General features: G+C 63.8%; 17 protein-coding genes. 4 read left to right on the forward strand and 13 right to left on the reverse strand.

What is annotated here, in order from left to right; genetic code table 11:
- Window positions 1-804 (forward strand): SDR family NAD(P)-dependent oxidoreductase, encoded by an 804-nt coding sequence (locus DFR67_RS13345; protein ID WP_110470018.1) that lies wholly within the window; start codon window positions 1-3, stop codon window positions 802-804.
- Window positions 805-832: 28 nt separating this feature from the next.
- On the opposite strand, the gene DFR67_RS13350 is transcribed toward DFR67_RS13345, so the two are convergent.
- From DFR67_RS13350 to DFR67_RS13365, 4 genes are read right to left on the reverse strand one after another with little or no spacing between them, the layout of a single operon-like run.
- Complete coding sequence (locus DFR67_RS13350) at window positions 833-1,744, reverse strand: LLM class flavin-dependent oxidoreductase (RefSeq protein ID WP_110470019.1); 912 nt, start codon at window positions 1,742-1,744, stop codon at window positions 833-835.
- On the reverse strand, window positions 1,728-2,597 hold the full coding sequence (locus DFR67_RS13355; RefSeq protein WP_110470020.1) for an acyl-CoA thioesterase: 870 nt from the start codon (window positions 2,595-2,597) through the stop codon (window positions 1,728-1,730). The genes DFR67_RS13350 and DFR67_RS13355 overlap by 17 nt, the downstream gene beginning before the upstream one ends.
- Window positions 2,594-3,160: a TetR/AcrR family transcriptional regulator gene (locus DFR67_RS13360; protein WP_110470021.1), complete on the reverse strand. Its 567-nt coding sequence runs from the start codon at window positions 3,158-3,160 to the stop codon at window positions 2,594-2,596. The genes DFR67_RS13355 and DFR67_RS13360 overlap by 4 nt, the downstream gene beginning before the upstream one ends.
- A complete protein-coding gene (locus DFR67_RS13365) occupies window positions 3,157-3,921 on the reverse strand; it encodes an SDR family NAD(P)-dependent oxidoreductase (RefSeq protein ID WP_110470125.1) in 765 nt (254 codons plus the stop codon). Before DFR67_RS13365 ends, DFR67_RS13360 begins: the two co-directional genes overlap by 4 nt.
- 129 nt (window positions 3,922-4,050) lie before the next feature.
- Between DFR67_RS13365 and DFR67_RS30510 the strand changes: the two genes are divergently transcribed.
- Window positions 4,051-4,209 carry a hypothetical protein gene (locus DFR67_RS30510; RefSeq protein WP_158539957.1) on the forward strand — a complete coding sequence of 53 codons (159 nt, stop codon included), beginning with the start codon at window positions 4,051-4,053 and terminating at the stop codon, window positions 4,207-4,209.
- 205 nt (window positions 4,210-4,414) lie between these two features.
- On the opposite strand, the gene DFR67_RS13370 is transcribed toward DFR67_RS30510, so the two are convergent.
- The 7 genes from DFR67_RS13370 to DFR67_RS13400 form a co-directional block, all read right to left on the reverse strand.
- On the reverse strand, window positions 4,415-5,683 hold the full coding sequence (locus DFR67_RS13370; RefSeq protein ID WP_110470022.1) for an ABC transporter substrate-binding protein: 1,269 nt from the start codon (window positions 5,681-5,683) through the stop codon (window positions 4,415-4,417).
- Window positions 5,684-5,801: 118 nt separating this feature from the next.
- The gene (locus DFR67_RS13375; RefSeq protein WP_110470023.1) at window positions 5,802-6,536 is read right to left on the reverse strand and encodes an ABC transporter ATP-binding protein; all 735 of its coding nucleotides are present in this window, start codon (window positions 6,534-6,536) and stop codon (window positions 5,802-5,804) included.
- Entirely contained in the window at window positions 6,533-9,292 is a 2,760-nt protein-coding gene (locus DFR67_RS13380; protein ID WP_110470126.1) for a branched-chain amino acid ABC transporter permease/ATP-binding protein, read from the reverse strand. The genes DFR67_RS13375 and DFR67_RS13380 overlap by 4 nt, the downstream gene beginning before the upstream one ends.
- A gap of 448 nt (window positions 9,293-9,740) precedes the next feature.
- Complete coding sequence (locus DFR67_RS13385) at window positions 9,741-10,652, reverse strand: SDR family NAD(P)-dependent oxidoreductase (protein WP_084836548.1); 912 nt, start codon at window positions 10,650-10,652, stop codon at window positions 9,741-9,743.
- A 5-nt stretch (window positions 10,653-10,657) separates the two neighbouring features.
- Entirely contained in the window at window positions 10,658-11,848 is a 1,191-nt protein-coding gene (locus DFR67_RS13390; RefSeq protein ID WP_110470024.1) for an acetyl-CoA hydrolase/transferase C-terminal domain-containing protein, read from the reverse strand.
- Window positions 11,845-13,005 carry an acyl-CoA dehydrogenase family protein gene (locus tag DFR67_RS13395; RefSeq protein ID WP_110470025.1) on the reverse strand — a complete coding sequence of 387 codons (1,161 nt, stop codon included), beginning with the start codon at window positions 13,003-13,005 and terminating at the stop codon, window positions 11,845-11,847. Before DFR67_RS13395 ends, DFR67_RS13390 begins: the two co-directional genes overlap by 4 nt.
- A 31-nt stretch (window positions 13,006-13,036) precedes the next feature.
- Window positions 13,037-14,179, reverse strand: a complete 1,143-nt coding sequence (locus DFR67_RS13400; RefSeq protein WP_084836545.1) for an acyl-CoA dehydrogenase family protein — start codon at window positions 14,177-14,179, stop codon at window positions 13,037-13,039.
- A gap of 98 nt (window positions 14,180-14,277) precedes the next feature.
- On the opposite strand from DFR67_RS13400, the gene DFR67_RS13405 reads away from it, so the two are divergent.
- Window positions 14,278-15,444 carry an acyl-CoA dehydrogenase family protein gene (locus DFR67_RS13405; RefSeq protein WP_110470026.1) on the forward strand — a complete coding sequence of 389 codons (1,167 nt, stop codon included), beginning with the start codon at window positions 14,278-14,280 and terminating at the stop codon, window positions 15,442-15,444.
- An 11-nt stretch (window positions 15,445-15,455) separates the two neighbouring features.
- A complete protein-coding gene (locus DFR67_RS13410) occupies window positions 15,456-16,415 on the forward strand; it encodes an acyl-CoA dehydrogenase family protein (RefSeq protein ID WP_146240440.1) in 960 nt (319 codons plus the stop codon).
- Between the two features lie 71 nt (window positions 16,416-16,486).
- Here the strand turns inward: DFR67_RS13410 and DFR67_RS13415 are convergent, their stop codons facing one another.
- Together DFR67_RS13415 and DFR67_RS13420 are read right to left on the reverse strand one after the other, a co-directional pair.
- Entirely contained in the window at window positions 16,487-17,614 is a 1,128-nt protein-coding gene (locus DFR67_RS13415; RefSeq protein WP_110470028.1) for an acyl-CoA dehydrogenase family protein, read from the reverse strand.
- Window positions 17,615-17,687: 73 nt separating this feature from the next.
- The gene (locus DFR67_RS13420) at window positions 17,688-18,491 is read right to left on the reverse strand and encodes an enoyl-CoA hydratase/isomerase family protein (protein WP_110470029.1); all 804 of its coding nucleotides are present in this window, start codon (window positions 18,489-18,491) and stop codon (window positions 17,688-17,690) included.
- Between the last annotated feature and the right edge of the window lie 304 nt (window positions 18,492-18,795).

The raw sequence follows: 18,795 nt of genomic DNA on the forward strand, positions 1-18,795 counted from the left end.
GTGAGAATCGAACCCGGTCAAGTTGCCGTTGTCACCGGAGGCGCCAGTGGTATCGGTTATGGACTCGCGGCAGGGCTGGGATCACGAGGGGTCAAAATCGTGCTCGCCGACATCCGCCAGGCCGGCCTTATCGAGGCCACAACTGCGCTGACGGCGCTGGGAGTCGAAGTCCTCGGGGTTGTGACGGACGTCGGCGATCCCGAGTCGGTCGCGCATCTCGCGGATTCGACGATGGGTCACTTCGGTCGTGTGGACATCGTCTGCAACAACGCCGGGGTTGTCGGGGCCCAGGCACCGATGTGGGAGCAACAACCACAAACATGGCAGTGGCTCATCAACATCAAGTTGATGGGCGTGGTGCATGGGGTCACAACCTTCGCGCCACTGCTACTCCAGCACGGCACCGGTCACTTCCTCAACACCGCATCTGCCGGCGGTTTGATGCCATTGCCGACGATGACCCCTTACAACGCAACGATGCACGCAGTGGTCGGGCTGACCGAGACGCTGAATCTCGAACTGCGCGCGGTGGCCCCCGGAGTGGGCGCGTCTGTCTTGTGCCCGGGCCGCGTGGCGACCGGACTCGGCACCAACTCGCAGGCTCTCGAACCCTCGGTCGGTGCTGCGGCGACCGGAAATCCACAAGATCTCGCTGGATCGGTCCTCGACCCCGCAGAGCTGGCCGAACTGACCGTTGCCGGTATCGCGGCGGACGCCGTGCACATCGTGGCCGGCGCGGGTGTCGCGGCGGGAGCGCAAGCACGGATGGATTCGCTTCTCCGTGATCTGGATCTGGGGGCGTGACGGCTGCGCGCGCGATGCCGACGATCAGTCAGTAACCACGCAGAGCGGCAATGACATCACTGCCGAACACGGCGATGGTGTCCGGGTCGGCGCGATCGTGGAACCGCACGATCGCGAGTTCGACACCCCGCTCGGCCTCTGACGTGAACGTCGCCGCCAACTCCCCCGGTGTCTCGATCAGCGGCGGCCCCCAACCTGATTCGGGCATTCTGCGAGCCGCTCGTTCGGCTACTTTCGCGCGGGATTCTTCCTCGACCACGACACCGACCGGATACTGCACCGAAATCTTCGCGGTTCCGCGTAGCGGCGCGAGCTCGTCGAATCTCGGGCGTGCGGCGGCAACGCAATTCCACCAGTCTGCGTGTTCCGCCACGAGCGGCATCGTCAATTGCTTACCGGCACCGCCGATATGGATGGGGATCGTCCCTCGCACCGGAGTCGGTAGACCATAGGCGCCCGACAACTGAAAGTGTTTGCCTGAATAGTCGAACAGTTCTCCCGAGAACATCATCCGGAGGATGTCGATCGTCTCGCCGAGCTGTTCAGCACGTTCTCGGCGGGTGCCGACGTCGAAGCCGAACATCCCGAACTCGTCGTCCACCGAACCCCACCCGAGACCCAGCTCCAAACGGCCGCCGGAGATCTGATCCACGGTGGCCGCCATCTTGGCCAGGAGCGACGGATGGCGGAACGGGTTGCATCCCACCAGGTGCCCGAGACGAATAGTCGAAGTCGAGGTCGCGATCGCGGAGAGAAGCGTCCAGCTCTCGAGTGTGTCGAACTGTGGCGCACCGGGAGCATAGAGGTGGTCCATGATCCAGAAAGAATCGAAACCAGCCTCCTCTGCATTGCGGGCGGCGGCGATCACCTCCGTGGCGGAAACTCCCAGTTGCGGCATGAAGATGCCGAACCGGAGCGCAGGACTACGACGGTCGGTCATGGGTGATTCGAACCAGGCCTTCTTGTGTCGTGCGGGCGACGTGTCGACCGGTCACATCAAGGATGTGTCCTTGGCAGAGAGCGCGATTCGACGACGACCACACGGACGCCGTTTCGTGAAGGAGCCACCCCCCGGTCAACGGACCCCCTTGGAACCACAGGGCGTGGTCGAGGCTGGCGGCACGGACCCGGGGGTCACCCATGATCATGCCCCGCGGCCCCAGAGAAGTGGCCAGCAAGAACATGTCGGACAGGTACGCGAGCGCGGCAGCGTTGACCAACGGATCGTCCGGGAGCCGGTCGAGCGGCCTCACCAGAAATCGTTGCTGCGCCGGAGCCGAGCCCGTCCGCAAGGTGCGCGCGCGCATCGGCTCCTCAAAGAAGCGAACCTCGAGCCGCAGCATCTGACCGAGCTTGCCAAGCCAGGTGTTGATCGTCTCCACCATCGCGGTGTCGGACTCGGTGGTGGCCCACGACGCCTGTTCCACGTCGATCGGCTGCCGCACCGGTTCCGGCGCATCATTGGTTGCGGTATGGAATGACAGCTCCGCAGTCAGTAATCGGTGCTCTCCCTGCGTAGCGACCACGCGTCTGCGCGAGCTCGAGCGCCCGTCGCGCTCACAGTGAACCGAATAGTCGATCGGGAGAGCCCAGTCGCCGGCGCGCTCGAAGTATGCGTGCAACGAATGCGGGAGTTGCTGCGCCGGAACGGTTCGTCCGGCGCTGATGACCGCCTGTCCGAGCATTTGGCCACCGAATACCCGACCAGGCAGCGAAGGACGCGATCGCGCGCGGAAGACATTTTTTCCCAAGGATTCAGGATCGAGGATCTCGGCCAGATCGTCGACGATCATGCCAGTCCCTCCAGGTGGTCGCGGACAAACCGGTCGACCAAGCCGTCGTCCACCCGTGCGTCGGCCCGTAGACCAGCTACCGCACAGAGGAATACGTGTAGGTCGTCCAGGGTGAAGTCTGCACGTACCGTTCCTTGCACCTGCGCCTGCGAAATGAGGGCGCGGCCTCGCCTCCGGATGTCCTCGCGACGTCGGGTCAGACCAGGAGTGCTGTCGGGATCGGCCAAAACGATATCGGCAAGACCGCGACCACCCACCCCGGACAACCGTCGTGCATACTCCTGCATCGCATCGATTGCCGACGCCATCTCTTCAACCACATCGAGCTCGGCTTCCACCTGGGTCAGAAAATCGGCGAGAACGGCCTCGATCAGCTCGTCACGGGTCGAAAAGTGTCGATACAGAGTCCCGATTCCCAGTCCGGCATCCGATGCGACTGCCGCAGCCGAGAGTTCGTATCCCCTGTTCCACAGATGCTCTCGCCCGATCGCCAGCAATTTCTCACGATTGCGGAGTCCGTCGACGCGGGGCCGGCGTCGTGCTGAAGCGTCAGCGCGGATCATCGCACCTTCAGCGTGCCGCCGTCGATCGAAATCGTCTGCCCGGTGACGAATCCGGCACCTTCTGACGAATAAAACGCCATGACGGGCACGAAGTCTTTGGCGATGTCGCCGAGCTGGCCACCGATTGGAATCCGTTGGGCCATCACGGCGTCGTGCTGGACCAGCTGCTCCTCGGACATCTCCGAGCGCGTCTTGTCGTACATGGGTGTCCAGATCGCCGGGGCGATCGCGTTGACGGTGATGCCGTGCTGGCCCCATTCGGCCGCGACGGTACGCGTCCAGGCGAGAACTGCACCCTTGCTCGCCGAGTAAGCGGCTTTGCGTGGCAATCCGTCCAATCCGGCTGCTGACGCGAAATTCAGGATCGCGCCGCCATCGGCTTTCAGATGCCGGAAGGCAGCCTGGTTGGTCAACATCGTTCCGGTGGCGTTGATCGCCATCACGGTGTTCCAAAGGTCCAACGGAGTCGACTCCGACGGCGCGAAAGGCGCGATGCCGGCTGCGTGGATCAGGACATCCAGGCCACCAAGGGTTGTGACCGCTGTATCTATTGCGTGATCGACAGACGCCTGGTCCGACACATCGACCTGGTGGAACGATGCGCCGGCTTCCTCCGCGATGGCCCGGCCCGATTCCTCGACCAGGTCCAACGACACCACCCGGGCTCCGAGAGCAGGGAAGGCGCGCACAAGCCCTTCCCCCATACCGCTCGCGCCGCCGGTCACGATGATTCGACGTCCGCTGAGATCCTGCACGCTCATGTGCTTGCCTTCCATCAGGCTTAAACGGAGTTACTGGCTCCTCTTAACTCCGATCGTAGCGCCGATATGGATTCTTACGCAAGGACGCCAACAGATCTCACGATTTCGCCGCAGTAACCGGATGATCGAGTGATCCCCCAAACCGGCCGTGAAGACGTCACTGTCGTCACCGGCGCCCGGATGGCCCGCCTCGCGAACATCGACGACCCGCCACCTGCAACCCTGGGTCGCGACGCCGGACCTCGGCCCCCCGATACAGCAGACGACGATTCCCCCGGAGCGTTGTGACCGCGAGCGGTACATTCTTGGTATAGCCCACCCGAACGCTCAAGCTGCTCAACCCGACCTGGACGAGGCTCGCTTCAGTCGCACGTCCCTTACAAAGGGCTCTCGTGAAGTGCGCAGACACGTCGGCTCTCAGTTTGGTTGACAGCCGACGCCATGCGCACCGAAGTTGTATCGGCGCGCATGGCGTGGCTATTCACCGCCCCGCTCAGCTACCCGGGAGCTTATAGAGCGCGGGATCAGCCGGAATACGTTGGAAGCCACTGAGGTTGCCGTCCTTGTCCGCAGTCGCCAGAATTCCGTCAGCGCTGCAGGTATTGGGTGAAAACGCGATCTGTTTCCCGTTGCACTGGAACATGATGCCGTTGGAATTCGGCAGTTCGGTTGGAGGTGCCGACTTGATGGCAGCCATGACACCGGCAGGCGTCACGTCGGCGATCTTCGCAGCGTTGAGCGCGTTGATCGCACCCAGCATCGGCGAGTATCCGTAGTTGGACATGGACGAGACCTTCGTTCCGTCACCGTATTTGTCAAGAACCGCGGTGAACAGCTTGACCGATTCGAGATCAGGGTTGAGGTCGGCGGAAGCCGAGACCTTGACCCCGTCATAACCTCCGGGGATGGCCGAGCTGCTCTGCGGTGAGATGCAGCGTTCGATGATCACGACCTTGGCCTGAGGAGACACGGTTTTGATCGCCTTGATCGCACTCGTGCAGAAATCGGTACTGCCGGCGATATGGTAAAGATCCGGGTCGGCTTCGGCTGCTGAGGCGATCTGCGGACTCATGTCAGCGGTACCCGGCGGGACGGCCGTGGTGTTGACCTCGAGCCCGGCGTTCCTGAACAACATCTCGCCGACCTTCGCCGCACCCTGGGCAGCCGGGACGGCGATGACAACCTGATCAACCTTCTTGAGTCCTTCCTCTTTCGCCCATTCGGCCGGACCGCCGAACAACGACAGACTGTTGAAGAGGGAGAACACACCCGGTGTTGTCAGTCCGGCCTGCGTCGGCGCGGTCTGCATGATCAGCGGAATCTTCGCCGGGGCGAGAACGGAGATCACCGAATCGAGGACACCGATCGAACCGCCCAACACAGCCGAGACCTTCGCCGCGACCATCTGGTTCGCGCAATCGGTTGCCGTCGCCGGAACGCCGAGGGTCTCACAGACCTTCACCTCGATGGGGTGACCGCCGAGGCCGCCCAGGTAGTCGTTGGCATAGGCGGCTGCCGCCTGCGCGCCCATAATCTCGTCGGTCGTGTTGATCGTCTGCCCGGCACCCTCACTGATGAAGCCGAAGGTCACTGGGGTCCCGGTGGCCTTGTTCGCAGTCCCCAGCGCCGATTGGTCAGCGGCTGTTGATGATCCCCCTCCGCCGCCGCCGTCGTCGTCGGAACCACACGCGGCGAGACCCGCAACCAACACTCCTGCAAACAGGACCGAGGCGATTTGCCGCCGGCGTCCATGGAACTTCATTTCTTCTCCTTTGGGTTTGACCCAGTCGATGGCTGCGAATGTACGGTGATGACTGGGTCGGCGAAAACGAACTGATCGCTTGCCTGGACGATGCACAGGGGCTGCGGCTCAACCGCGCTCATACCGAGGTGGTCTCCCCCAGATATGCCGTTTCCAGCAGCGCCGGGTCGGCCGCGAGTTCACCGGCGGGACCCCGCAGGTGAACGTCGCCGTGCACCACGACGATGGCCTGGTCGGCAACACTCAGGGCGAGGCTGACGTGTTGTTCGACCAGGACCACCACCGCGTTGGTCTCGTCGGCGATACGCCGGACCAAAGGCAACAGGTCCTCGACGATGACCGGCGCCAGTCCCATGCTCATCTCGTCGATGAGCAGGACCCTGGGATTCTGCACGAGTGCGCGTGCCACGGCCAGCATCTGCTGTTCGCCGCCCGACAACGAACCCGCCGCGACCTTGAGACGCTTTGTCAACGAAGGGAACAGGTCCATCGCGCCATCGACGTCGAGACCACCGGACTTGTTGGCGATGGTCAGGTTCTCTTTGACGGTCAGGGTAGTGAACAGCGCACGATCATCCGGCACCAACACCAGATCTGCCTTGTTCGCCGACGCGGGTCTGCCGCTGGGCAGCGCTCGTCCGCCGACCGACACCCCACCCGCGAGCCGTGGCAACAGGCCCGCCAATGTCGCGAGCAGAGTTGTCTTACCGGCACCGTTGGGGCCGAGCAACGCCAGCACCTCGCCCTGCCTGAGCGCGAGATCGAAATCACGCAGGACTGCCACCGACCCGTGACCTACGGTCAGGCCCTTGCACTCGAGGGCGTACCCCGGTGTCGACGTGGTGTCTGTCATGACGTGATCTCCTCTGCGTGGGCATTGCCCAGGTAGGCCTCGGCCACGGAGCGGTCGTTTCGCACCTCGTCCGGAGTCCCGGACACGATCACCTTGCCGAAGTTGAGTACGTGGATGCGGTCACAGAGACCGAGCACAAATCCCATGTCGTGATCGACGAGCAGGATACTGACGCCGCTGTCCCGAACTGCCCGCAATTGCTCTGCCAACCAACGGCTCTCAGATGTATCCAGGCCACCGGCGGGTTCGTCGAGCAACAACGCGGTCGGAGAGCCGACGAGTGCACGGGCGATCGAAACCAGTTGGCGCTGGCCTTGCGACAACTCGGATGCCGGCCGGTCCCGCACCGGATCCAGACCGAGCAGAGCGAACACAGCGTCGACTCTCGCCTCGTCGTTCATCTCCGAGACGCGGCCGTCGGCGGAACTCGCAGCCGTCAGTCCCACCTTGATGTTTTCGAGAACGCTCAGGTCGTCGTACAGCTCGATCGCCTGGAACGTCCGGCCGAGTCCGGCACGAATCCGTTTGTGGGGCACCAGCTTGTCGATCGACTTGCTGTTGAGCACCACATCGCCGCTGTGTGGGGCGAATCCGCTGATCGCGTCGATCAGAGTGGTCTTGCCCGCGCCGTTGGGTCCGATCAGACCGACAACCGTGCCCTTGCCGACCGAGAACGACACATTGTCCACCGCGACGACGCCGCCGTACCGCACCGACACGTTCCGCAGCTCGAGCACCGGAGGAGCGTCGGGATCGACCGCCGGACGCTCGCGCGCCTGCACGTCGATCGCGGCGGCGGCGCCCGTCGCCGTGTCGTCGGGAGCCGTCGACCGGCTGCGCCACCTGGCTATCAGGGCGTGCACCGGCCCCACCACGCCCTCCGGGTTGAAGATCACGGTGAGTACCAGCAGCAGACTCGCCACCACCGGGTACCAGCCACTGACGGTGAACGCTTCGTCGATCACGATGATCAGCAATCCGCCTGCGGCGGTGATACCTGCGAGGTTGCCTCCGGATACCGATGTGGCTCCCGCAAGATACACCGCGCCGAAGAGGATCAGGCCGTTGAGCGCGGAGAACGAGTCGAAGGTGACCGATTGCTGCTGATAGGCCAGCAACGAACCACCGAGTCCGGCAATGAACGCGGCGATCGCGAACGCTGCGATCTTGATGACCGTCACGTTGACGCCCGCGGCAGCGGCCGAACGTTCGTTGGCCCTCACCGCCAGCATCTGTGCTCCGAGCTTGCTACGTCGAAGGACGGCGACCCCGATACCGACGGAAATCAGGACGATGAGGCACAAGACCCCGAACCGCAGTCGTGGATACTCCAGCCCCGCACCGATTCCCAGGTCCCACCCGAAGATCTTCGGGGCCGGCACCGCCTGACCCGCGGACCCGACGAAGTCGCTGTTACGGAACCACACGGCCTCCACCGCGTAGGCCATGGCGAGTGTGACCACCGCGACGGTGAGGCCTCGTATTCGCAATGCCGGCAGCCCGATGATGACACCGAGCACAGCAGCGATGAGCGCCGCGAGCAGAGGAGCGATCGGGAAAGGTATGTGGAGATCGGAGGTGAGCGGCCCTACCGTGAAGCCCGCGACGCCGGCGATCGTCAATTGCGCCAACGACACCTGGCCGGCATATCCGGTGACGACCACGGTCGAGAGCGCAACGATCGCCATGATCAAACTGACTATGAGTCCGGTGCGAAACCGGTCTTCCAGGAGAACAAGTCCCAGCAGCGCGATGACTCCGAACACGATCGTGGTCCAGACCAGGTGCTCGGGTCGCGGCGCCCTGCCGAGGTTGCGCTCGATGACCGCCCCACGAGAGGGCAAAGGCTGAGCCCGGACCACGAGCAGCACCAGGATGATGATCAGTGGTACCAGTTCCGGCAGACCCGCCGACGGTAGCCAGTCGAACTTGGCAGCCAAGTTCTGCGCTTCGGACTGGAACATGCCGATGACGAGTCCGGCAACGGCTGCCACCACGATGAACTGGAATCGTGCCGCGATCGCCGCCGCCAAGGCGGGGACGATGAAGAGTGTGTACGCCACCGGCACCAGCGGAACGATGGGGGCGATGAGGATGCCGGCGAGACCAGCAACGGCCGAGCTGATCATCCAGTTGTAGATCGCCACCCGGTCCGGAGAGATACCACTGAGGTAGGCACCACGCTCGCTCTCGGCAGCGGCCCGCGTCGCCAGACCGAACTTGGTGAACCGGAAGACAGCGGCGAGTAACACTGCGACCACGATCACGGTGATGGCGAAGTATATGCGGTCAGAGGACACGCGGAAGTCACCTGCGGACCACACCTCCGTGGGGAAGATCGGGTCGACCGCGATGGGCGTGGTGCCGATCATCTGTGCGACCAGACCGCTGATGAGGAGCGAAATACCCAACGCTGCAACTGCCTTTGCGACGGGCGGTGCGGTGCGCAGGGGCCGGAACACGATCACATACAGGAGTAGTCCGAGGATCGCGGCCATCGCGAGGGCGATCACCATCGCCGGCCACAGGCTCATCGGATCGCCGATGTCGACCGTGACGGGGAATCCCGGGACAAGGATCAGCAGCTCACCCTGCCGCAGGTACGCATAGGCATACGCGGTGTAGAGGGCGATCGAACCGGTTGCGAAGTTCAGGACGCCTGAACTCCGGTAGGTCATCACAACTGCGAGGGCGAGGGCGCCGAACACAGCCCCATTGCCGAGACCGAGCAAGAGAAATACGAGGTGTTGCGTCATCAGGGTGACGATCCTTGTCATCGAAATCGGTCGAGTATCGCTTGACGATAGGACAGCAACCACACCGGTGTTCACGTTTTGAAAAAGTACGAACAGTTGTTTCATCTAACTGTTTAGCAACCCGCAACCAAATGCTGGCGAGATTGCTGAGGAACACCTCATGAGCCGGCGAAGTGCCTGGCCCTACCGTTCGACGGGCGTGGTTTCCTATACGATTGCGTCTAATCCTCTGCCTATATTGGGAAGCGTGTTTTGGGACGGCTGCTGCGGGTCGCAGGCGGGCGATCCGGGAGGTTGTTCTCGCGGCGTACGGGCGCGGGAGGGAACCGACGACGCGGCGACGCTCCGTACCCAGCGGCGCAGCCCAGCCGTCCACCGGGCCGAAACCCCCGTTGACCGTTTCGGCCCGGTCAGCGGGGACTTCGGCCCGGTTGGCGAATTGCTCGCGTCAGTTGGTGACCAATTGGGCGACGAACCCGTCCGGTGCCGTGCCGTAGAGCAAGCGTGCGGCCTGGGTCAATTCGCCGCTATCGAGTTTGCCTCCGGCGCGGGCGCGATACCTCTCCGGCTTCTGGTTCCAGCCGATCATCCGGATCAACAGGTCTCCGTCGACCCGCAGGATCTGTCCGGTCAGCCAGGCGGCCTCGTCGGAAGCGAGCCACGCGACCACCGGCGAGCTCTGTCCGGGATCCAGGCTTGGATCATTGGCCTTCTCACCGGTGAAGACATCGGCGGACAACCGGGTCGCGGCCACCGGCGAAATCGCGTTGGCGGTGACGTTGTAACGCTCCATCTCCAGTGCAGTTGTCAGCGTGAGACCGACGATCGCGGCTTTGGCCGCGCTGTAGGCCGCCTGTCCCGCATTGCCTTTGAGCCCCGCGCCCGAGGTCGTGTTGATGATTCTGCCTCGGACGTCTGCGCCGGCCTTCGATTCGTTCCGCCAGTAATCGCAGGCGTGTTTGGTTACTGCGAAGGTACCTTTGAGATGTACCGAGACAACCGCATCCCAGTCTTCCTCGGTCATTCGGGTGATCAGCTTGTCGCGAACGATTCCGGCGTTGTTGACAACGATGTCGAGGCGGCCGAACTCGGCAACCGCCTGGGCGATGAGAGCGTCGCTGTCGGTCCAGCTGGTGACCGATCCTTTGTTGGCAACCGCTTTGCCGCCAGCCTCGACGATCTCACGAGCAACCTGGTCGGCCGGGCTCTCGCCTGAATCGGTGCCGTCGCGGGACACACCCGGATCGTTGACGACAACCGTTGCACCGTGCCGGGCCAATTCGAGGCAGTGCGCCCGCCCGATTCCGCGTCCGCCGCCGGTGACGATGGCGACCTTGCCGTCGAGCCGTACTTCTCCCATGAGTTCTACCTTTCGATTGCTTGTTTGCGAACGCCGGCCTCGCCCCACAGATCCGCCAAGGCCGCGGTTCGTTCGGTCCGGTCCAGGCCTCGCAGGTCGACCGAACCTCGCTCGGTGACCACGATCCCGACGTCATGTGCCGGAGTGCTCACCGGACGCGACAGTGACGAGACGAGAGTTGATGCGCCGTTGTGGGTGGTCGAGACGGCGATGATGCTGACACCGCCAACGGTGGTCGCCGCTGCTGCGGCGTAGTCACCGTGACCGCCGATACCGCCGAACACTGCGGTCGCCGTACCTTCGACGTTAATCTGACCGTGCACGTCCACTTCGACGGCGGTGTTCACCGCGACAAACGGATCGGCCGACAGTCTGCTGACGTCGTGGGTGTACTCGACCGGATGCAGGACCGGACGGCCCTCTGCCCACTCGCGCAGTCGGGGTCCTCCGGCGAGATAGGTCGTCACGGGTTCGCCGAGCAACAGGCCACGGTTGTCGAGGTCGACAACCTCATCGGGCAGCAGGCCCGAATCGATGCGCACCGGGACCGTCAGGGTGCTGAGCAGAAGCGACCCCAGCGACCCCGGGCCGACCTGTAGTCGAGTGCCCTCCGGGATGAGTGGCAGTAATCTCGCGGCCAGTCGTTCGGTGATCGGATCGGTGCGGGCGCCGGGCATATCGCCCGGCGGTTGGTCGGTGCTCCCGACGATGACGACCTGGTCGGCGGGCAACAACGCGCCTGCAGCACACATCGGCGCCGCCGACGACGTGATCGCCGCGACTCTCGCGCCTGCGTCCACCGCAGCCTTCTGCCACGAGATCTCATTGGCGAACGTGTGCCCACCGCCGGTCGCAACCACGGTGGCGACCAACACATCGGGCCGAATTACGTTGTGTATCAACGCCGGAACCTGCGACAACCGAATCGGCACAAAGTGGGCGAGTCCGTCGGCCACGGCCTTGCGCAGTCCCCAGCCCGGCATCACCGTGCGCACGTCGGCGAACGCGGTGAGATCGAGTCCGCGGGGCTCTGCCGGCATCCAGCCCAGCAACAGCCGAACACCACCGACTGCGCGGGCGGCCTCGGACAGTTCTTCGAACACCACCTGTGGTGTGCCGAATCCGTCGCCCACAGCGACGGTGCACCCGCTGCGCAGGAGGGTTCCGAGGACACGGTCGTCGGACGAATGCGTCACCGTGCGGGCTCTCGGGGCAGCCCGAGCACCCGCTCCGACAATATGTTTCGCTGGATCTCGCTGGTCCCACCCAGGATGGTCTGTGCCCGGCCGACCAACATCCGGTGCACGATCGGTGACAGCTCCGGGTCGACGGTCGCATCCATGCCCAGTACGTCGGTGGCCACATCTCCGAGATCGCGATGGACCTCCGAGGCCATCAGCTTGAGGACCGACATCGTCGGTGAGTTCGCCCCGTCTCCGGTGGAAATCGCCCGCAGCCAGGTGGCCCGCAGGATCCACACCCGGCTCCACAGCTGGACGAACTTGTCCGCCAGTAGGTCATCGAGTCGGCCCTTGTCGGTTGCGGCTTCGATCAGTTCATCGAGCGCGGCGAACATACCAACGGCCTGCGATCCCAAACTCAGTCGCTCTTGGCCGAGCGTCGCGGTGGCCACCCGCCACCCTTCGCCGACCTGACCCAGGAGGTGTTCGGGACCCAGTCGCACGTCCGACAAGAAGACCTCATTGAACTTCTTCTCGCCGTCCATCTGCTCGAGGGGCCGGACCAGGATGCCGGGCAGGACCATCGGGACGATGAACGCGGTCAGACCCTTGTAGCGCTCGTCACCGGTACGTGCGAGCAGTAATCCGAACTGCGCCGCTTTGGCGGCACTGGTCCAGACCTTCTGGCCCTCCACGATCCAGCCCTCGTCCCCCGGGCGCACCCGTGTTCGCACCGACGCGAGGTCCGAGCCTGCACCCGGCTCGGAGAACAGCTGACACCACAGATGCTCACCCGAGACGATGGGAGGCAGGTACTTCGCCTTTTGTTCCGCCGTGCCGAACTGCATGATGACCGGTCCGGCCAGGTTGGGCCCGACGATTCCGAGCTGAGTCGGTACACCCGCCTTCGCCGCTTCCTCGGCAAAGATCGCCTGCTCCATCGCAGTGGCCTCGCGCCCACCGAACTCGGTCGGCCAGTGCAGGCACGCGTAACCGGCTTGAGCAAGGGTCTGATGCCACTGCCGTCCCGGCGCGACGTCTGCCGCGTCCGGGGTGCCGCCGTATGCCCGCAGACCTTCAGGACGCGGAGCGGTCGCTAACCACGACTGCACCTCGTACCGGAAGTCTTCGCCTTCTCCACCGTCTTGACCCAGCGGCGACTTCGAACTCATAACTTCCCCTCGTCCATTCAGCTCTCGGTGCCTAGAAGCCCATCGACCGACCGATGAGGTCTTTCATGATTTCGGTGGTACCGCCGTAGAGACGCTGTACCCGCGAGTCGCGCCACAGTCGCGCCACCTCGTACTCGTTGATGTACCCGTAGCCACCGTGCAGTTGAAGGCAGCGGTCCAGGATTTCCCACTGGAGCTCGGTGCTCCACCACTTGAGCCCGGCGGCCTCTTCCGCGGACAGCTCGCCGGCGTTGGCCGCCATCACACACTGGTCGAGGTAGCTCTGCGCCACGTTCAGTTTGGTCTTCATCTCGGCGAGGAAGTGGCGGTTGACCTGAAACTTACCGATCTCGGTACCGAAGGCCTTGCGGTTCGCCGCGTAGTCGACCGTCAGATCGAAGGCTCGCCGTGCCATCGGCACGGCATAGGTTGCTATGCCCACCCGCTCGGCGGGCAGGTTACCCATCAGGTGATAGAAGCCACGGTTCTCTTCGCCCAGCAGGTTCTCCACCGGAACCTCGACGTTGTCGAAGAACAGTTCGGCGGTGTCCGCCGAGTGTTGCCCGATCTTGTCGAGTTTGCGCCCGCGCGAGAAGCCCTCCCTCGTTGCCTCGACAACGATGAGGCTCAGTCCTTTACGGCCCGCTGACGGATCGGTTTTGCAGGCCACCATGATGAGGTCAGACGACAGTCCGTTGCTGATGAACGTCTTCGAACCGTTGATGACATAGCTGTCTCCGACCCGCTTTGCCGTGGTCTTGATGCCCGCCACATCGGATCCCGCGGCAGGCTCAGACATGGCGATCGAGGTGATGTATTCGCCGGACACGTACTTCGGGAGCCAACGCTTTTTCTGTTCGTCATTGGTGAGACCGACGAGGTAGGAGGCCATGATGTCGTTCTGCACGCCCAGACCGATCCCGACCGCGCCCGTTCCGAACATCTCCTCGCTGAGGATCTGGTTGTACCGGTAGTCTTTGATGCCCAGGCCGCCGTACTCTTCGGGTGCCTCCCACCCGATCAATCCTTGTTCGCCTGCCCGAAGCCATGCTTCGCGACTGACGCGTCCCTCACGTTCCCACTGTTCGGTGTACGGAACGCACTCTTTTTCGAAAAATGTTCTCGCAGTTGCGCGAAACTGTTCATGCTCATCTTCGAGATGGTGGCGGCGCATCGATGGGTCCTCCAGATCGGCTGTTGCGAATATACTACAATAATACAACTATTAACCCTGTTACACCGAGACCCATCAACACCGACAGGTGAGGACAGATGACCAGCACAACGGCACCCCGTGGTGACGACCGGAAGAGTCTCTCGGCCTATCGCGCGGCGCTGAGAGAATTTCTCGAATCCGACACCGCCCTGGACGAGTGGCGTGGACGCCACTATCCGACGGTTCCGGCCGAGCTCCAGCACCATGCCCAGCTCATGAAACTGCTTTATGCCGGTGGCTGGAACAGGTACGGCTGGCCCGTGTCCGCCGGTGGCCTCGGCGGTGACGAACGACATCGAGCGGTCCTCTACGACGAACTCAGTGCGCACGGCTTGCCGGTCCCGGGTCAGCATTTGGTGATGGAGACCCTCGGACCGCCGACGGTACGGTTCGCGCCCGAGGTCGCACGTACGCTCTTCCCGGGCTTTCTCGGCGGCACCGAATGGTGGGGACAGGGATTCTCCGAACCGGAGGCGGGAAGCGACCTCGCCTCCCTGCGGTGCCGGGCCACCCGAGAGGGCGACGACTACATCGTCAACGGCCAGAAGCTGTGGACCAGTTACGGCGCCACCGCACGCCGACTCGTGTGCCTCGTGCGCACGGGCACCACCGAGAGCCGGCATCGCGGCCTGAGTATGTTGCTGATCGACGTGGACACCCCCGGCCTGCAGACCCGACCGATCGCGCTGGCGAGTGGTCGCGAAGAATTGGCGGAGGTCTTCTTCGATTCCGTCCGGGTTCCGGCGAGTCGGCTCATCGGCGAGCATGACCAGGGCTGGGCGGTGGCGATGTACTTGTTGCAATTCGAGCGGGGGATGTATGCCTGGCTCACCTCCACCGTGCTCCTGCAACGTCTGAACACGCTGCGGAATCAACTGCGCGACCGCGGAATTCGCCGCGATGGCTCTGCCGTTCGACTCGGCAACGTCTACCTCGACATCGTCGCCTTGCGGGCCCGCAGTGCCCAGACCGTGCAGCGACTCGCCGAAGGCGAAACCATCGGCCCCGAAGCCAGCACCGACAAGATCCTGTTGGGTACCGCGGAGCAGTCGCTCTACGACGCAGCTCGCGATCTGCTCGGACCACTGATCGACATCGGCACCGGACCCGATCTCGACACCTGGCGCGACGAGTGGTGGTACAGCCGCGCCGCCACGATCCTCGGCGGTTCGGCAGAAGTGCAGCGCGGAATCATCGCCGACCGCGTCCTGAAGCTGCCGTGAAAGGAACTCAGATGGACAACGAGACCAGAACGCTCCTTGCCGGCTCGCTCAAGGAGATGTTCGAGGGTGAGGGAGTCGACATCGAGGCGGCTCTGGCCGAACTGGGCTGGGACGACGTCATCGATGCCTACCCTGCCGCCACCGAACTCCTGTTCGCCGAACACGGACGAGCGCTGGCACATTCACGATCACTGGACGCCGTGATCGTGCGCGGCCTGGCGGATGTCCTGCCCGCGCCCCGGGGCATGCGCGCGGTCGTATATCCGTTGCCGTCACCCTCAGCCGGCCTGACCAGTGACGAGAACTCGATCGACGGAGTTGTGCTGACGGGCTTGGACGACGTCGACGAGCTGATCGTGCCCGTATCCACGACGCACGGCACGGGCGTCGTCGTGGTACCGGTTGCCGACGTCGAGTCCGAACCCGTCGGCAGTATCGAAGCCGACTCGACCATGGTGCGAGTGCGCGGCAACCGTGTCCCCACCGTCACCGCCGAAGCGAGCGCGGACTGGGATAGAGCGGTCGCCTCGGGACGACGCGCACTGGCCGCCGAGATCATCGGAGCCTGCGGCGCGGCGCTGCAACTCGCAATCGAACACACCAGTTCACGCAATCAGTTCGGTCAGCCGATCTCGCGTTTCCAGGCCGTTCGCCACCGACTCTCCGAGGCTCACGTCGCCATTGCTGCGGCGCAGGGCATGCTGGACGCGGCCTGGGCCGACCTGGATCCCGACACCGCCACCGTCGCCAAGGCGCTGGCGGGCCGGGCCCAGGCGATCGCCACCCGGACGGTCCTCCAGGTGTGCGGGGCCGTCGGGATCTCCGCCGAACACCCGATGCACCGTTTTGTCGAACGAGCGGCCGTCCTCGACGCGCTGCTCACACCGCATCTCATCATGGTGGAGCAACTGGGATCGTCCCTGCTGGCAGGCGCGCCGATCTTGCACGTCACCGAGATCGACACGGCATAGCGTCGATACAGGCAAACGACAGGGCCGGAAGAGCATTCACTCTTCCGGCCCTACTCGTGGTTCGGTTGTGCTCAGCGGGCAGGTAACAACCCGACCCGCTCACCCAGCAAGCGCCGATGGTGTGAAGGTCCCCCGAAAAGCACTTCACTGCTTCGAGCCCTCTTGAAATACAGGTGCGCCGGATGCTCCCAGGTGAAACCGATGCCGCCGTGCAACTGGATTGTCTCACTCGCGCATCTGCTGTAGGCCTCCGAGCACACGGACTTGCTCAAATCGGCCAACGCGGACACCCCCGGATCACCGTCGGCGTCGGCCGAAGCTGCCAGCCGCGCCGTCGATTTCGCTGATTCGAGAGCGACCAGCATGTCGGCGCACTTGTGTTTGACCGCTTGAAAGGATCCGATCGGGCGCCCGAACTGAGTGCGTTCTTTCGCATATTGCACAGACATATCCAGCACTCGCTCGATACCCCCCACCTGCTCGTTCGCCAGGGCGATCACGGCGACATCGAGCATCCGGGCGACCGCCGCCCAGCCCTCGCCGTCGATGCCCACCAACCGGCCGCGGGCACCGTCGAACGTCAGCGTTGCCTGCCGGCGCGTGCGATCGAGCGTCGGCAGTGGCGTTCTGGTGACCGCCGGATCCGCCGCGTCGACCAGGAACAGACTGATGCCGGAATCGGTACGTCCGACCACCAGGATCACATCGGCGATGTGACCGTCGAGTACGTGAGTCTTGGTCCCGTGCAAGGTGTATCCGGAACCATCGGCACGCGCTGAGAGCGTGACGCCCTCGGGTTCCCAGCTCTCTTTGTCCTCGGTCAGCGCGACCGTGCCGATCGTGGCACCGGAGGCGATCGCTGGAAGATACCGGGCGGCGGCATCGTTGTCGCCGGCTGCGCCGAGCGCGGTGGCGAACATGACAACGCTGCTGAGATACGGGCCGCAGTAGAGAGCCCGCCCCATCTCGGTCATCACGACACCGATCTCTTCGCTGCCGTAACCGTCACCGCCGAATTGCTCGGGGATCGCCAGCCCGAACAACCCCATCTGCTCGGCCATCTGGTCCCACAGTTCCCGGTCGTAACCCTCGGCGCTCTCCATGCTCTTTCGCACAGCCGCTTCGGGCGACTTGTCAGCGAACAGCGCGTTCACTGCCGCGCCGAGTTGTTCCTGCTCCTCGGTCAATACCCCGCGCATGTGGCTCCTTCTGGTGGGCGACGGCAAGGTCGATCATTTGTGAATCTGGTGGTGCAGACGAAGCTGCCGACAGTCAGCTGCGGCTTGCGGCCGGTGCCGCGTTGTTGCTGCGTTCGACGAACTTGTTCACGATCGCCTGGTGTTCGGGCTGATCGAAGGAGACGTACTCCTCGGTGAGGGCGTAGTCGAGAACTCCGGCGATTGCGCGCTTGATGTGCAGGTTGAGCGCACGCTTGGTCGACTGGATCGCCTGCGGCGGCTGCGCAGCCAGCTGCTTCGCCAGAGCCAGTGCCTCGGTCTGCAGGTCCGCGTCATCGACCAGCCGATTGGCCAGCCCCAGCGATACCGCCGTTTCGGCGGGAATCCTAGCGCTGGTGTAGAGATACTCCTTCGCCCGCAACATGCCCATCAGCAGTGGCCAGGTCGGCGCTCCACCGTCGGCAGCGGTCAGACCGATACCGACGTGCGGGTCGGCCAGAAATGCGCTGCTGCCGATCAGCACGATGTCGCTGCAGACCGCGAGGTTGCACCCCAGCCCGACTGCGGGCCCGTTGACCGCAGCGACCACCGGAAGCGGGAAATCGACCATGGCGGTGATCAATTCGCGCGCACCGTCGATCTCCCCGCGCCGTTTGACCGGATCCGTCTGCAACGACTGGAGATGGTGCATGTCGCCTCCGGCACTGAAAGCGCGCCCAGCGCCGGTCAAGACGACAGAACGGGCATCGGGATCCTTGGCGATACGTCCCCACACCGCGATCAACGCGCCGTGCAGGGCTTTGTTGGCAGAGTTGAGAGCCTCAGGCCTGTTGAGCGTCACCATACGTACGCCGCCGTCACTCTCGACCAGGAGTTCTGGTCCCAGGTCCGAATACATGTGGCCTCTATTCTGTATCGACTATTCGCTGGACGGCACGGCCGGGGAGAAGCCCCATCTCTGCCGTGGCGAGTTCGCAAAGCACCACCGACCCGTTGCCGGCATGCACTCCACCCTACCAATCAGATAATTGATTGCACTAGTAGTGCCCCGAATATTTGCGGTCCCGGCACTCCCTCGGGGATGTAATCGGACCTCTGATTCAGTCCGCCGGCGCAATCAGTGCCATCGAGTCTTTCATCGCACATCGGCGGGGCACTCGGTCACAATGCAGTGAATAGGTACTATGAGTTCACTTGAATCA

This window comes from Williamsia limnetica, from assembly GCF_003217475.1.
GTDB lineage: Bacteria > Actinomycetota > Actinomycetes > Mycobacteriales > Mycobacteriaceae > Williamsia > Williamsia limnetica.